Source organism: Pseudomonas sp. RC4D1, from assembly GCF_018390395.1.
Taxonomy (GTDB): Bacteria; Pseudomonadota; Gammaproteobacteria; order Pseudomonadales; family Pseudomonadaceae; genus Aquipseudomonas; species Aquipseudomonas danubii.
The window spans coordinates 171,011-183,993 of the sequence record NZ_JAHBAW010000002.1 but is presented as its reverse complement, the minus strand read 5'-3'; the positions used below and the strand labels follow the sequence as shown (position 1 = coordinate 183,993).

At 58.7% G+C, this 12,983-nt stretch carries 17 protein-coding genes and 1 tRNA gene; 7 read left to right on the top strand and 11 right to left on the bottom strand.

Annotation, left to right across the window (positions count from 1 at the left end; genetic code table 11):
- Positions 1–38: 38 nt before the first annotated feature.
- The gene (locus KHO49_RS16710; protein WP_102882575.1) at positions 39–524 is read left to right on the top strand and encodes a winged helix-turn-helix transcriptional regulator; all 486 of its coding nucleotides are present in this window, start codon (positions 39–41) and stop codon (positions 522–524) included.
- Here the strand turns inward: KHO49_RS16710 and KHO49_RS16705 are convergent.
- From KHO49_RS16705 to KHO49_RS16690, 4 genes are all read right to left on the bottom strand, one after another.
- On the bottom strand, positions 511–1,416 hold the full coding sequence (locus tag KHO49_RS16705; protein ID WP_213665391.1) for a hypothetical protein: 906 nt from the start codon (positions 1,414–1,416) through the stop codon (positions 511–513). The genes KHO49_RS16710 and KHO49_RS16705 overlap by 14 nt on opposite strands.
- 189 nt (positions 1,417–1,605) lie before the next feature.
- Positions 1,606–2,319, bottom strand: a complete 714-nt coding sequence (locus tag KHO49_RS16700) for an HAD family hydrolase (RefSeq protein WP_213665390.1) — start codon at positions 2,317–2,319, stop codon at positions 1,606–1,608.
- A gap of 105 nt (positions 2,320–2,424) precedes the next feature.
- The gene (locus KHO49_RS16695; protein ID WP_213665389.1) at positions 2,425–2,958 is read right to left on the bottom strand and encodes a hypothetical protein; all 534 of its coding nucleotides are present in this window, start codon (positions 2,956–2,958) and stop codon (positions 2,425–2,427) included.
- A gap of 56 nt (positions 2,959–3,014) precedes the next feature.
- A complete protein-coding gene (locus tag KHO49_RS16690; protein WP_213665388.1) occupies positions 3,015–3,647 on the bottom strand; it encodes a TetR/AcrR family transcriptional regulator in 633 nt (210 codons plus the stop codon).
- Between the two features lie 93 nt (positions 3,648–3,740).
- Between KHO49_RS16690 and KHO49_RS16685 the strand changes: the two genes are divergently transcribed.
- Complete coding sequence (locus KHO49_RS16685) at positions 3,741–4,349, top strand: NAD(P)H-dependent oxidoreductase (protein WP_213665387.1); 609 nt, start codon at positions 3,741–3,743, stop codon at positions 4,347–4,349.
- A 588-nt stretch (positions 4,350–4,937) separates the two neighbouring features.
- Here KHO49_RS16685 and KHO49_RS16680 read toward each other — a convergent pair.
- The gene (locus tag KHO49_RS16680) at positions 4,938–5,426 is read right to left on the bottom strand and encodes a P-loop nucleotide/nucleoside kinase family protein (protein ID WP_110596569.1); all 489 of its coding nucleotides are present in this window, start codon (positions 5,424–5,426) and stop codon (positions 4,938–4,940) included.
- Positions 5,427–5,794: 368 nt separating this feature from the next.
- Here KHO49_RS16680 and KHO49_RS16675 point away from each other — a divergent pair, with 368 nt between their 5' ends.
- The 4 genes from KHO49_RS16675 to KHO49_RS16660 all read left to right on the top strand — a co-directional run bounded on the left by KHO49_RS16675 (position 5,795) and on the right by KHO49_RS16660 (position 8,389).
- Positions 5,795–6,058, top strand: coding sequence for a DUF1652 domain-containing protein (locus KHO49_RS16675; protein ID WP_102863157.1), 264 nt, complete (start codon positions 5,795–5,797; stop codon positions 6,056–6,058).
- 280 nt (positions 6,059–6,338) lie between these two features.
- Complete coding sequence (locus KHO49_RS16670) at positions 6,339–6,545, top strand: hypothetical protein (protein WP_213665386.1); 207 nt, start codon at positions 6,339–6,341, stop codon at positions 6,543–6,545.
- A gap of 367 nt (positions 6,546–6,912) precedes the next feature.
- Positions 6,913–6,999, top strand: a tRNA-Leu gene (locus tag KHO49_RS16665).
- 163 nt (positions 7,000–7,162) lie between these two features.
- Positions 7,163–8,389 (top strand): tyrosine-type recombinase/integrase, encoded by a 1,227-nt coding sequence (locus KHO49_RS16660; protein WP_213665385.1) that lies wholly within the window; start codon positions 7,163–7,165, stop codon positions 8,387–8,389.
- 6 nt (positions 8,390–8,395) lie between these two features.
- Here the strand turns inward: KHO49_RS16660 and KHO49_RS31070 are convergent, their stop codons facing one another.
- The 3 genes from KHO49_RS31070 to KHO49_RS16645 are packed head-to-tail and all read right to left on the bottom strand — an operon-like array spanning position 8,396 to position 9,128.
- Positions 8,396–8,587 (bottom strand): helix-turn-helix transcriptional regulator, encoded by a 192-nt coding sequence (locus tag KHO49_RS31070; RefSeq protein WP_349628980.1) that lies wholly within the window; start codon positions 8,585–8,587, stop codon positions 8,396–8,398.
- Between the two features lie 11 nt (positions 8,588–8,598).
- A complete protein-coding gene (locus KHO49_RS16650) occupies positions 8,599–8,958 on the bottom strand; it encodes a hypothetical protein (protein WP_213665383.1) in 360 nt (119 codons plus the stop codon).
- Positions 8,955–9,128, bottom strand: coding sequence for a hypothetical protein (locus tag KHO49_RS16645; protein WP_213665382.1), 174 nt, complete (start codon positions 9,126–9,128; stop codon positions 8,955–8,957). Before KHO49_RS16645 ends, KHO49_RS16650 begins: the two co-directional genes overlap by 4 nt.
- Between KHO49_RS16645 and KHO49_RS16640 the strand changes: the two genes are divergently transcribed.
- Positions 9,127–9,456, top strand: coding sequence for a hypothetical protein (locus tag KHO49_RS16640; protein WP_213665381.1), 330 nt, complete (start codon positions 9,127–9,129; stop codon positions 9,454–9,456). The two genes, KHO49_RS16645 and KHO49_RS16640, sit on opposite strands and share 2 nt — an antisense overlap.
- Before the next feature lie 276 nt (positions 9,457–9,732).
- On the opposite strand, the gene KHO49_RS16635 is transcribed toward KHO49_RS16640, so the two are convergent.
- The 3 genes from KHO49_RS16635 to KHO49_RS16625 are packed head-to-tail and all read right to left on the bottom strand — an operon-like array spanning position 9,733 to position 12,832.
- The gene (locus KHO49_RS16635; protein ID WP_213665380.1) at positions 9,733–10,410 is read right to left on the bottom strand and encodes an ASCH domain-containing protein; all 678 of its coding nucleotides are present in this window, start codon (positions 10,408–10,410) and stop codon (positions 9,733–9,735) included.
- A gap of 48 nt (positions 10,411–10,458) precedes the next feature.
- Positions 10,459–11,988, bottom strand: coding sequence for a Lar family restriction alleviation protein (locus KHO49_RS16630; RefSeq protein WP_213665379.1), 1,530 nt, complete (start codon positions 11,986–11,988; stop codon positions 10,459–10,461).
- A complete protein-coding gene (locus KHO49_RS16625) occupies positions 11,981–12,832 on the bottom strand; it encodes a hypothetical protein (RefSeq protein ID WP_213665999.1) in 852 nt (283 codons plus the stop codon). The genes KHO49_RS16630 and KHO49_RS16625 overlap by 8 nt, the downstream gene beginning before the upstream one ends.
- Positions 12,833–12,983 lie beyond the last annotated feature (151 nt).

Here is a 12,983-nt window from a genome sequence, read left to right as displayed (position 1 = left end):
GAATCCACAAATACTGAGGTGCATCGCAGGAGCCAGCCATGCAACGAAAAAGTCTGATCGACGCTGAATGTCCGATTGCCCGCAGCCTGGAGCGAGTCGGCGAATGGTGGAGCATCTTGATCATGCGCGACGCGCTGCATGGCCTGAGGCGCTTCGACGAATTCTCCCGCAGCCTGGAGATCGCCCCGAACATGCTGACCCGACGCTTGAACTCACTGGTGGAGGCGGGGCTGTTGGAGCGCCAGGCCTACAGCGAGCGCCCCTTGCGCTACCAATATGTGCCTACAGCCAAGGGCGAGGATTTCCGTGTCGTACTCATGGCCTTTGTAGCTTGGGGCAATCGCCACTACGCGCCCGAGGGCGAAAGCGTGCAACTGGTCGAGCGTGAGAGCGGACGACCTGTGCAGCCAGTGATGGTGGATGTTGCCGATGGTCATCTGGTGCCGTTGCAGGCGTGCACGGTACAGGCGGGACCTGCTGCCAGCGTCGGCATGCGTCAGCGACTGATGGCTATGGTGGAGTGAGTCCGGTTTGGGGCTGGCTCCGTGGAGCGGCTGCGCTGCCGGGCGGCTCGCTCTGGACGGTGGGTCCCGGGAGAAGGACGGAAGGATTGAGGTTACTGGGGATTAATTTGCCCACCACGTAGCCGCTGTGGCTGATCAGGGCCAGCAACAGCAGTGTGTTATGCAGTTTCGGCAACACCTCCAGCACCCAACTGCCTGAGCCCAGGCTATGGCCGACGGCGGCGCCATAGACAAACACCACCACCATGGTGATCAGCAGCATCTGCAGGCGTGGCAGGTCGACGATGACGCCATTGCTCACGTCCTCGCCGCGAATCAGGTCGGCCAATCGCGCATCCTTCGGGTCACTCTTCATCAGTACCTGGCCCTTGGCCGACGGCAGGGCGACCAGGCTCTGGCTGTCGAGCAACTGCTGGCCGGTGGTTGCCAGAGCGCTGGTGTCTGCAGGCTGCTCGGCCTTGCGGTTCAAGGCCATGGGGGCTGTGACGAAGCTGGCCAGGCTGAAGCCCATCAACGCGATCAGGTTGTAGTCCAAGTCCACCATCAGCGCTGTAGTGGCGTTTCCCCGGACAATGTTGCCGATGTACACCGTATACAGAGTGGCCAGTACCAGCAGTGTCCACAGGGTCATTTGCAGGCGTGACAGCGAATACCGGTTGCGCTCGTCAATCAGCACCCCAAGTACCCGTCCGCGAATTCGCAGACCGGCGAGGACGAACAAGACGAACAGGCCGGCCAGGCAACTGGCCCAGGCGCCCAGCCGTGGCCAGTCCAAAGCAGGTGCAACTGTCAGGTACGGCGGAGGGTTGGGGTGACTCAGAAGTAGGGCGGCGGGTGCGCCGGTCGCGAGCAACACGGCCAGCGTACGCAGCAGATAGCCATTGGTTTTCATCGTGGCAGGCCCTCTCCTTGTGTAGGCGGCTGTTTTTCCTTGGTCTGCGAGGCCGCTCTTGTCTCCAGGCTGCTTGACGTCGCGGGCGCCCTCCGGCTCATGGCCGCTGGGGCGCCTGCTGTTGGGTATAGCGAATCTTTTTCCTGGCCGTTTGCCGTTGGTCGGGTGTTTTGTAGGGGGCGGCGGGTGTCAGCGAGCGCCAAGCCCGCGGCGCCAGGCCGGGTGGAAGTGTCGCCAGTGGGCGTCCTGTGCCGCCGCCAGGAGCTCGCGGTCACCCCGGGTATCGCCCCAGGCCCTGAGTCGATATTGGTTCAATGGGCCGTAGACACTTTCCAGGCGCAGTACCTTGTTTTCGCAACGGCAATTGTGGCCGGCGATGCGGCCGGTCAGCACGCCATCGACCACCTCCAGTTCGGTTCCGATCAGGCTGATGCCCAAGCGTGTGGCGAAAGGCTGCAGCACCAGGGCCGGCGACGCCGAGCACAGGGTCACCAGCGCTCCGGAACGCAGTTCACCGGCTACGGCTTGCAGCCCACTCGGGCGCATCAGTCGGGTCCAGGATTTCAGACAGAAGGCTTCGGCCTGTTGCTGGAGCCACGCCGCCTCGATGCCCTTGAGAAAGGTGCTGATCAATTGCGCCTTGAGTCGGTCGCGGTCAACGCGACGAGTCAGGTAGCCCAGACTGGGTAGCGCCAGCTTGAGTATCCGTTGGTTGAACCCGCGTTGCCCGAAGGCAAACTTCAGAAAGGGCACAAAACTGTCGTGGCGAGTGAGGGTTCCGTCGAAGTCGAATACCGAAAGCACTGGGTTGGCATCGGCGTTGAGTCCAACGGCGTCCGGGGGTAGCGGCTGTGTTTCAGCCTCAGCGATCAGGGGCGGCAGGGTCTTAGGGTGGGGCGACATAGCTGTTCTCGGTGGTTGCAGCCGCTTGATTCGCGGCCGGTATTGCCAGTAATGGATGCAGTTTACGCGCTCCAGCCTTTAGCCGCGGGCCGGATAGCCGGAGGATCAGAGGCGCAGCATGGGCAAAGGTTTCCACGGGCGGATCAGCAGTTGCTTGAAAGACAGCTGAGCCAGGCGCAGATGAAAGCCTGCATCAGGAAAGGCTGAAAATACCCGGCGGCGATCGTCTCGCGAGAGGCCGAAACTCAACATTCCCAGCGACACATCTATCCAGTCGGCTCGGCGAAAACTTTCCACCAGGCTGCCTGGGTGTGGGGCGGCGGTGATCTTGTGGTGCTGTTCGATCATTGCCAGCACTTCGGCTTTCCACTCGGACCTGTCTATTTCATCCAGGTGGTTTTCAGCCAGGCGCAGCGATGGCGGTAGGTAGTCGAACGTCTTGGCGGTCCAGATGCCCAGGTCGTGGAAGGCGCCGGCTATGGCCAGTTTCTGCAACTGCTGGGCATCGGCATTGATGAGCAGGTTGCAGAAGTTGATGACCCGGTACACATGGTTGCGATAGCCGGTGAAGTCCTTGCCCAACTCTTGGCGATAGCGTTCCAGCAATTGATCCAGCGGTTCCAATCGTGTCAGCAACATTGCTTTTCCCTTGCAGGACTGGCGCTGGGGCCGGTCATTGATATCCGGGCAGTGGCTCATTGGGTTGCAGAGGTGCTGGCGCGTGCTCTTTCAACCATGGCCACGATGGTGGCGCAGAGTTCTTCCTGGGCTTGTGCGGGAGTGATTTCTCCCACCGCCGCCGCGTGGGAAACCGCTTCGGCCGCACCCAGCATGGCGCGCAGCCCGGCCCTTGCGATCACGGCTCCGGCGGCGAAGGGTTCCAGAGCATGACGGCATTTCTCTAGGAATATTGCCTGGTAGTCGCGCTTGATGATCTCAAGCTCCGGCGAACTGGCCAGGGCGGCAATCACCCCAGGGATTTCGCGGCCCTGCAACAACACGCAGTCGACGTAGGACGTGGCAATGACCGCTGCGCGGGCGGCAAGGGTCGGTTCGCTGGTTTGCAGGGCCTGTTCCATCAGCAGCGTCTGGCGCTGGTCGAAGTCCTGATACAGCGCCGCCAGGAGCACCGCTCGAGTGCCGAAATGGTCGTAGACCACCGGCTTGGTGACGCCGGCCTGTTCCGCCAGATATCCCAGGGTCAGCGCCTCGGTGCCGTGCTCACGGACAATCTGCCAGGCTATGGCCATCAGTTGTTGCAGGCGTTGCTCCCGCGACAGGCGCCGTCGCGGCGATGAAGTGGAATCGGTTTTCTGACTGCTTGACATGGCTATATACCAAAAGTAACTTATCGGCAGTAACTTACTAAAAGTATATAAAGCTCAATCCCCCAGCGCAATCCGTCCGCAGGAGTACTCGCCATGCATGCACTTATTGTTGTCGCCCATCATGATCCCAAGTCTCTCACCCATAGCCTCGCGGCGCAGATTGCCGAGGGGGTGGGGCGCGGTTCCGGGCATTCATTCGAGATTGCCGATCTCTGGGCTGAAGGGTTCGAACCACGCTTCGGTGCTGCCGATATTGCTGTGCATCGTACCCAGGTGCTTCCTCCCGCCGATGTGCTCGCCGAACAGGCACGGATCGACCGCGCCGATGCTCTGGTGCTGGTCTACCCGGTTTATTGGTGGTCCATGCCGGCGCTGCTCAAGGGCTGGATTGATCGCGTGTTCTCCAATGGCTGGGCCTTCGATTTTCGCGCGGACGCCAAGCTGGAGAAGAAGCTAGGGCGTCTGAGCGTGCACCTGATAGGCGTTGCCGGGGCCGACGTTGGCACTTATGAGCGACATGGTTATCTCGGCGCGATGCAGACCCAGATCGACCATGGAATCTTCGACTACTGCGGCGCCAGGGTGCTGACCTCGCAACTGATGTTTGACTCGGAGAGCGGCGATGTGGCGCCTTGCCTGGAGCGGGCACGAGCGCTAGGGCAGGCACTGTTCAGTACCAGCGCAGTCGTCGAGTCGGCGTGAGAAGGGGGCTGGAACCGTTTTCAACGCAGCATCACCGAGTATCAAGGCTTTTCGTACAAAGCCTAGCCCCAGCAACACCAGGCAAAGGTGGACAGGCACAGCATCAGGGGCAGGGCGTCGAGAAAGTCATTCATACCCACACATTCCATTCAGGCAAGTGCCGGCAATTTAAGGTGAGCAACGTTGTCTGTCTGTTGCGATTCTGTGAATTTTCAGCGCATTTTCGTTTAACGGTGGACGGGCTCTCGCACTGCGGTGATGGGCAATTCAGGCGCATCATCTTGGCACCTAAAAAGGTGCGAGAAGGCGTGACATGAAACTCAAATACTCAAAAAAAGTGTGGATATTTAATGACTTAGGTGATTTTATTTGCGTTTTTTTCTTAAAAATATCTTGTTACAGAATGTACTGTTCCGTTACTATAGCTCCGCGTTCACCTACCACGGTTTATGCATTTTTAGCCCCAAGTGTCCATCAGCTACTTGGGCTTTTTTTTGCCTGAAATTTGTCTCCGCCACCTTTCTCGACGCACCCTTCCTACGCAAGCTTCAGAAGCCGGCCCGGCATCGCGGGCGACAATCCCGCAATTCAGTGCTCCAGGATGTGCAGTCCTTCTTCCGTCTGTGGAAGCTCGAAGTAACGGCAGATCAGCTCGAATTGTTCCTTGCTGGTACTAAAGGGGTGATCTCCCAGGCTGTTACGTTCCCGCAGTCTTGTCAGGCAGACATCCTCATCGACATTCAACAGGTGCAGTCGATGCTCGACCTGTGCTTGATCTGCCAAGGCTCGCAACCAGGCGCGTTGGGCCAAGGTATTGGCGGGGAAGTCCAGCACGACATTGTTGCCACCACGCAACAGACTGATCAGCAAAGGCTCCAATGCGTTTTTCAGGCGCTGGGCATGCAGCGCATAGTCAGCAACTGAATGAATAAGGCCCGGATACAACTGCGCCAGCCATTGGTCCTCACAGATCAACACGCTGCCGGGAGCCTGGGCCAGTCGCTTGGCCAGTGTGGATTTACCCGAGGCGATCTTGCCGCACAGCAGGTGTAGAACAGCAGGGGATGAGTGGCTCATGCTTGTCTCCTGGGGGGTTGCGCTTCAGAAGACGGGTGATAAAACCCGCCTCTGAGGCGGGTTGATTAGGGGTTGAACGACCGCTAGCCCACCTTGCTGGTGCAGGCGGTCATAATCGCGGCGGGGCGGGACTGAAGATTCAGGTTCATAGGCTTGAAACTTACACAACTGACGGAAAAAAGCACAGCGCAGAATAACGCTGGAGAAGCAGGTAGGCCCAGGCGATCAGAGCGTGGCCTGGCGCAGAAACTGCGCAGTAGAACTGAGAGGTAGTTAGCATTTGTTGTGTGTTTTTTCGATACAAAGGATCAGGTGCTGACCTATTCTGAATGGGAAAAATCCACAAAATTCCACACAGGCGATAAGCCATGCTCTCCACCAGCGAGCTTTGTCACATCTTGGAGTCCGGCTTTCTCCCGCTTTCCTGCGTCTGCAGCGTGCATCCCAGCGGCTCCCTGACGATCAAGATCTACGATGCCGATTCAGGCCGGGTGGATTTATTGTTAACTGGAGTCTCGACTGCCGAACTCACCAGTGTGCGCGACATCTCCAACCTGATCGGCGAGTTGCGTACTGAGCTCCGGGCAGGGCGCAGAGGCTTTGCCGGTGGTTTTACCAACTACGCTGGTTAACATCCCCCGGTTGTCATTGGTGACAGTTGAACATGTCATTCTGAACGCATAGTTTTGTGGCGTTCGCCCGGTATCTATGACTCTTTACCGGTTCATGGATGGCGAGGTCATGTGTACTGGGCGAACTCCGTTGGCTATCGATGTGCTTATTTCCAGCCCAGAGTCTGTAGTATCCCATTGCAGCGTCAGTATCTGGTCAATGAACCGGGACGCGGCATGCCATGACTTTTGACTCTTCGATCTGTCCTTGCGGATTGACTCGATATCAAGGAAGACCTCCATGAACATAGGCAATACGCCTCCCGCCAATTACACCTACGCACAACTGCCAAAGGTGCTGGAAAACAACCGCACAGTGACCCAGGTCAAGGGCCCCGAGGCGCCAGTGGAACAGGCGTTTTCGACTCACCTGGAAACCGAGTTGACCGCCCCCCAGGACGACCCGCTCAAACTCAAACTATCGTTGAATTTTCTGGCTGAAGCTTGAGACCTGCCAAGGGCCCGCTTCGCGCTGAACGCATTGCATGGTTTGACTGGCGCCCCTCTCGAATGAGCTTGTGGTTGGTGATAAGTCTTTATAAATCAGTTGGTTGGATAAATTCTCCGTGTTAGTCTTGGCGCCGTTTAACAAGTCGACGCGATGTTTGGTGACCCTATCCAGGATGATCAGACCGCCGCTGTAGGCTGCTGATTTACTGTGTTTTTTTACACAGAGCTCAGAGTGAAGGGAGAGGTTTTTTTGCCTGCTTCGACCTTGCTTCACAAGGACTGGATGTATATATTCCACACCCTGCTTTAAGCACTGGCCGGCCTGATGCCGATTGACTGTTCCAGTGCCGCGTGATCGCGCTACCGCCCGAATGGCGAAACTGGTAGACGCATGGGACTTAAAATCCCCCGCTCGTAAGGGCGTGCCGGTTCGATTCCGGCTTCGGGCACCATTTTCGATTCTCAGGCCTTACCAAGCCTTCTCAAAAATCCCCGTAAGGCCAATGCCTGCGGGGATTTTTGTTTTCATCTCTTATCAACTCTTCTCACTCCTTCTCAATATTTTTAGTACATTGCCCAGCACATCTGAATTAGACAGCTCATGGTGATGTACTAATGCCCCTCACTGACACGGCCGTCAGGCAAGCAAAGCCCAGAGACAAGGACTATAGCCTCAGCGATACCGCCGGCCTTTCCTTATTCGTAGCCGCCAAAGGCTCGAAAGCGTGGCACTTCCGCTTTTCATGGCACGGAAAGCAGCCGCGCATATCCCTGGGCACTTATCCAGAAATCACCCTCAAAGAGGCACGCGAGCGCCGCGACCAGGCAAGATCCCTCGTTGCGAAGGGCATTGACCCCAGGGCAGAGCGCCGCGATGAAAAGCGCACGGCCACTACCGGTGCCGTGAAGACGTTCGAAGTCGTTGCGAACGAGTGGCATGCGTTCAAGTCGCCCCGCATGGTCGCCGCGAAGAAAGGAGGCGTCACCCAATCTCGCCTCTACCTGGAAAAAGACCTGATTCCATCTTTGGGAAAGATCCCGGTGGCCGACGTCAAGCGCTCTGATGTACTAAGCACCATGCGTCGTATCGAAGCCCGGGGAGCCTTGAACGTGGCGCGCAAGTGCAGATCCTGGTTGAACGAGATCTTTCGTTTCGCAATCGCTTCCGGGTACATGGACACAAACCCGGCATCCGACCTAGATATCGTTGCTGTCAAGGAGCCGCCGGAGAAGCACAACCCTATGCTGCGACAAAGTGAGCTCAAGGACTTCTTGATAGCTCTGCGCCAGTTTAACGGTGCCGCATACACGAAAAGTGCGATACGCATCCTTCTGCTGACCGGCGTGCGGACAGGCGAGTTGCGCAATGCGACATGGAGTCAGTTTGATTTGGACAATGCGCTCTGGACCATTCCGGCAGAAGGCGTAAAGCAACTGCAGAAGGTCATCAGAGCCAAAGGAGGGGATAAGGTACCGCCGTATCTGGTGCCACTATCGCGGCAGGCGGTAGAGGAGGTGCGCAATGTCCACGAGCTGACCGGCCGATACAAACTGCTGATCCCGGGTCGAAGCGACCCTAGCAAGCCGATCAGCGACGGCACGGTCAACATGGCATTGAAGCGCATGGGATATGAAGGCCGCCTAACCGGGCACGGAATCCGCGCAACGATATCAACGGCCTTAAACGAGATGGATTACAACGAGGACTGGATCGAGGCGCAGCTTTCGCATGCAAGTTCGGGGAAGATCCGCAAGACGTACAATCACGCCGAATACGTCGAGCAAAGGCGCAAGATGATGCAGGATTGGGCTGACTACCTAGACCGACTTGAAGGCGTTTAGTGTGGCCTAGGCCTGCTTCCGCGCTGATGCGCGATTGGCTGCCCATTGCTCCACCTCCGAACGCACCCAAGCGACGGCCTGTTCTCCCACCTTGGCCTGGCGGGGAAACTTCCCGCCGCCGGCCATCCTGTAGATGGTCGCGGTACTCAGTCCCGAGATGCGTCGTACCTCTGGCAGCCGGATGTATTCAATTGCCACTGGCTCTGCGCTCACGCCTCACCCCCTTTGCCCATGGCGGCGTCGATGGCTTCATCTGCCCATTTACCAAATAAGGGGCGAGAGCCTTCTCGCCACACCGCAAAAGGCGACTGGTTCGGGATGGCGTTTCGCACAAAGCGCCACCGCTCGGCTTCCTTCTTCAACCCCGCGATGACCGCGTTCTGCGCGTCGAAGCCGGTGCGCAGGCCGGAAAGTTCGGCCTTGAAGGTTTCGTTCTCGGTCTCCACGCGCTCATTCTCAGCAAGCAGGCGCCCAATTGCTGCGCGGCACTCGGCTAGAAGATTGTTTGCTGCGCTCAGAGTTGGCTCGCCGCGCTGGCAGCGGGCCTGCAGGTTTTCGTAGTCGGTCATACCTTCCTCCATGCTTCACGCTGTGCTTTGTTCCAGCCGTCTACCCACTTCTGTTTCGAGTAGGGGGCGTCTTCGAATGGATTACGTTCCAGGCTTACGCCGCGCAAGAAGGCGGCATAGCCCTGTTCGAATGGGGTTATCTTCTGGCCGTGCAGTTCAGCAGTCGCCATGGCGTGCTACCTCGATAACCTGCCGGATGCCCAGGGCGTAGTCGGCGGGGTGATTGAGAGCGGACTGCTCCAGGTTGCAGGCCATCGTTTCTACGGGGCCGCGTTCGTCGAACATCGCCCGCGGCAGGTGAGACGCCTGCATCAGCATCTCAGCCGCGAACTTCCGGCCTTCTTGAATTTCGATGAGGGACACAAGCGCCTCCTGCCCGCCATCGCCGGCAGGCTCCGATTGTTGAGTGGGGTGTTTCAGATGGTGCTGATCGCCGCCGGCGTTGCGCCGTGGCACTGTTCAGGCGTTCGCCCGGTCTATGTCCTTACCGTCCTGTGAGGGTGACTGCTCCCGGGCCGGGCGGACTCTTCAGTTCTTGCGCCTGCAGATCATCCGCAGCGCACACGCGGTGAGTGGAAGGTCTGTGGACGAGTCGGGCGCATTGCCTCGCGATACAGCGTCCACATATCGTCCCAGGCCTCTTGCATTGTCGATCCCTGGCCGGTGCAGCCCATGCGTCGGCACCACCAGGATCCGTTCCAATAGGTCATGCGTGCTTTCATGGCCTTGGCCCCGTGTAGATGTTCCAGGCGAGGTAGAGCAGGGCGGGGAGGATCATGGCTGCACCCTCCGAAACTCGACGACCCAGACCCAGGGGTTGGCGTCCCAGTCGCCGCCGGTTGAGTTCCATAGAGCGGCGAACGCATCGACATAGCCGACGCTGCCGCAACTGCATGCCGGATACCCATCCGGCTCTACAGGTCGATCACATTCAAATCGGTGATCACCAATGCCCTCATCTAGAGCCTGCTCATCGCTGATGTCCTGCAACCGCTCGACGCGCACGTCGGTGATCTCCAGCAGGATGCGGCTGTAACGCCGGTGCAGGTGGATACTTGGCACGGATCGCTCGGGCAGCAGGCCGTCATAGCTTGGGCCTGTCTGGGCATCCTCATCATCGAACAGCGAGCACAGGTAAACTGTTTCGCCATGCTTTCCGCCGGCGGCGAAGTAGTGACCGTATTCGCAGTCATAGCCGAGGCTCTCGCGCACCCACAGCCGGTCGCCTGGCCGGCCGTAGGGGCAATCGGCAATGATCTGAGCTTTGGCATTTGGGTAAAGCCAGTGGCCGCCGCGCTTGTTTTTGAACGTCAGCATTGGACCGATCATGTCGACCTCGCGCACTTCAGGCTGCGGCTTCACAGCGCGGCGCGTGACCGTCTTCCGGCCTTCCAGAATGGCGCGCACCATCGGCGCCGAGAATAGGATCGGCCGTTCTTTTACTGCAGACATACGTCGTCCTTGGCCGCTATAGCGGCTGACTTGAATGTGGGGGAGGGGTTACTGCTGGTTTGCGAAGAGGTTGGTTTCTTCCAGGGCTTTGCGCAGTTCTGCGCGCCACCAGTGGATTTGACCAGTTGGTCCTGGCTCGCCAAACCAGTGGCCGTCGAGGTTCTCAGCGCCTTCAAGAAACTTGAGAATCTGTTGCAGGCGCTCAGGCAGCACCACCGCAACCGGCGCGGGCTGCTCGGAAGCGGCTGAGTGCGCCGGACATGGCCAGTGAGGGTTGTCTTTGCCATAGCGCTTACACCTACACTCAGGCGCATCCGGCGCTGCAACAGGGGCGCCCTTCTCGACAAATGCCAGAACTCCGCAGATATCCAGCAGCATCATGCACATGTTGGCCACGTCGGCGGCGTATTCGGCCATGCCGTCACCATCACCGCGCTTGACAGAAGCCTGAAGCTTGCCGAAGTGGTAGATGATTTCCAGCAGGCAAGTGTCTGACGACATTGCAAGCCAGCCGGGACGATCACCCTTGCCGGCATTGGCGTGCAGCTCTTTGCGCATCATGGCCACGAACGGCAGCAGGGTGTCGTCGTACTTCTGCGCGGGCTGCTCGGCAATAGGGTTGTGCTGCGCCTTTCCTTGCAACAGCTCGCGCAGATGATGCGGCTGGATGATGATCGGGCAGGCAAGGCTCTCCAGGAAGTCCTCGCCGTCGTGCTGCCAGAACCACACTGCGTTTTGTTGATACAGGGTGATTTCGTTGACCTCGGCGCGAGCCTGGTAAATGTCGCTTTCAAGGCGCTTGCAGTGCTGAACAAGCGTATCGAACTTGTGCTTCGGTACGGTTGCGAAATTGAATCCGCGTTGAATTGTTGGCTTGCGCCCCTGGTGGCCGATTTTGTTCGCTTCACTGTGGTCGCACTCCTCGTCGTAAACATCAATCCCCGGAACGCTTCCGCGTACCCAGGCCGCGAGCTTGTGTAGGCCCGACCAGTTGCGCTCGACCGGGGCCTTGACGCCACCATGGACAGTAAGCACTGCACCAGGCTCGGCGCGAAAGTGTTTCGTTGGGTCGAATGGGCATCCGGGCTCTGCCCTGGCTGTCAGCGCATCAGTGACGTTGCCATAGCCCATGTCGCGGGCCAGCTGCCAGACCTCGTCGTACAGCTCGGCCTTGTACTTGTCACTCGTTGAGCTGACTGGTTTGAGCTGCTCGGCTGGGTGGGTGTACAGAATACGCACCTCATATTCATCAGGCTCGGCCTGGCACAGCTCAAGGCTTTCTCCGTCAATCTCCTCCCAGCAGATCGACCCGTGAGTGCGGACCATCGCCACCGGCTCGCCCTGGGGCTGGGCGGCTCTCGCATTCCACAGCTCGACCGCCTTGTCGCGACCTGGCTGCTCCTCACCTTCATCCTGCGCCACGCCCACCGGGCCACGGGCCAGGCAGGCCTCATGCGGCCCGGTCAGGCCTTGGCAGATCACCACTGAAGCGTCGCTGTCTAGACGCTCTATGAGGAAGTCCCGCTGGCCGCAGAAGGGGCAAGGCAGAAGCGGCACGCCGATCATTTCGTTACTCATGGCTTGAGTCCTCGGTGGCTTTGCTGTCCAGGGCGGCGCGGGCTTGCCAGCCGCGCCAAGTGCTTTCGCAATAGAGCTGGTTGCCGTGCTTTTCGCGCCAATGGGCTTCAAAATCCGCCCGCTCGTCGCGCTCAACCGTCACCGACTTGATGCCCGAAGCAACCGCTCTAGCATGCTCGAAACGGCATTCAGTGGAATGGGGCGTCTTGCCGTTACTGGCGCAATTTGCTCCTTTACAAACCCCCGGTGCGCCAGACTTCAACACCAACTCATGGAAATTGTCCTCGACAACCTGCATGAATTCACCGCCAAGGGCTTGCATTTCAACCGGCGCGCTCGGCTCTGCGCTGGCGTATTTACCAGCCTGACAACTCATCGTATCCGGGTGCCCACCGGGCTTGCCCATGCGATGCGCACCATTGACCAGTGGAATCCCTGCTTGACAGCCGTCACACTGATTTGGATCTGCGCTGGCGGATAGGGCGACTTCAATGCGCTTGATGTGGCTCGCCATTTTTTCGAACAATTCATAGCTCAACTCGCTGGCGAGCATTGACTTGGTATCACGCAACAACCCCTCCAGCACCTCAACCCGCTTCTCTGCTGCCAGGGCGGCTTGCAGCCAGTCGTAGCGCGACGCTTCGCGGTCGTTGAGCTGGAACGACAGATCATCGTCCTTCTGATCCGCCGCGTTCAGGCGCTCTTGCAGGGCGTCGCGCTCGGCTTTTACGCGGTCGAAGTCTTCGGATTTCACATAGACCGACATCATCGGGTACAGCTTAAGGATGCCATCGGTCGTCTCAACCATTTCGCCAATGCGACCATACCGCTTTACTTCACTCATAATTTTTGCTCCATCAATTGGCTTACAGGCACAGGGCAGGCGCCCCTGGTTGCAGTCGCACAGGCTCATGACCGGCTCCCCTTGTAGATCGTCGGGATGAACACAAAACGGTCCTTGCCGCACTTAACGACCGACCACTCTTTATTCGTCA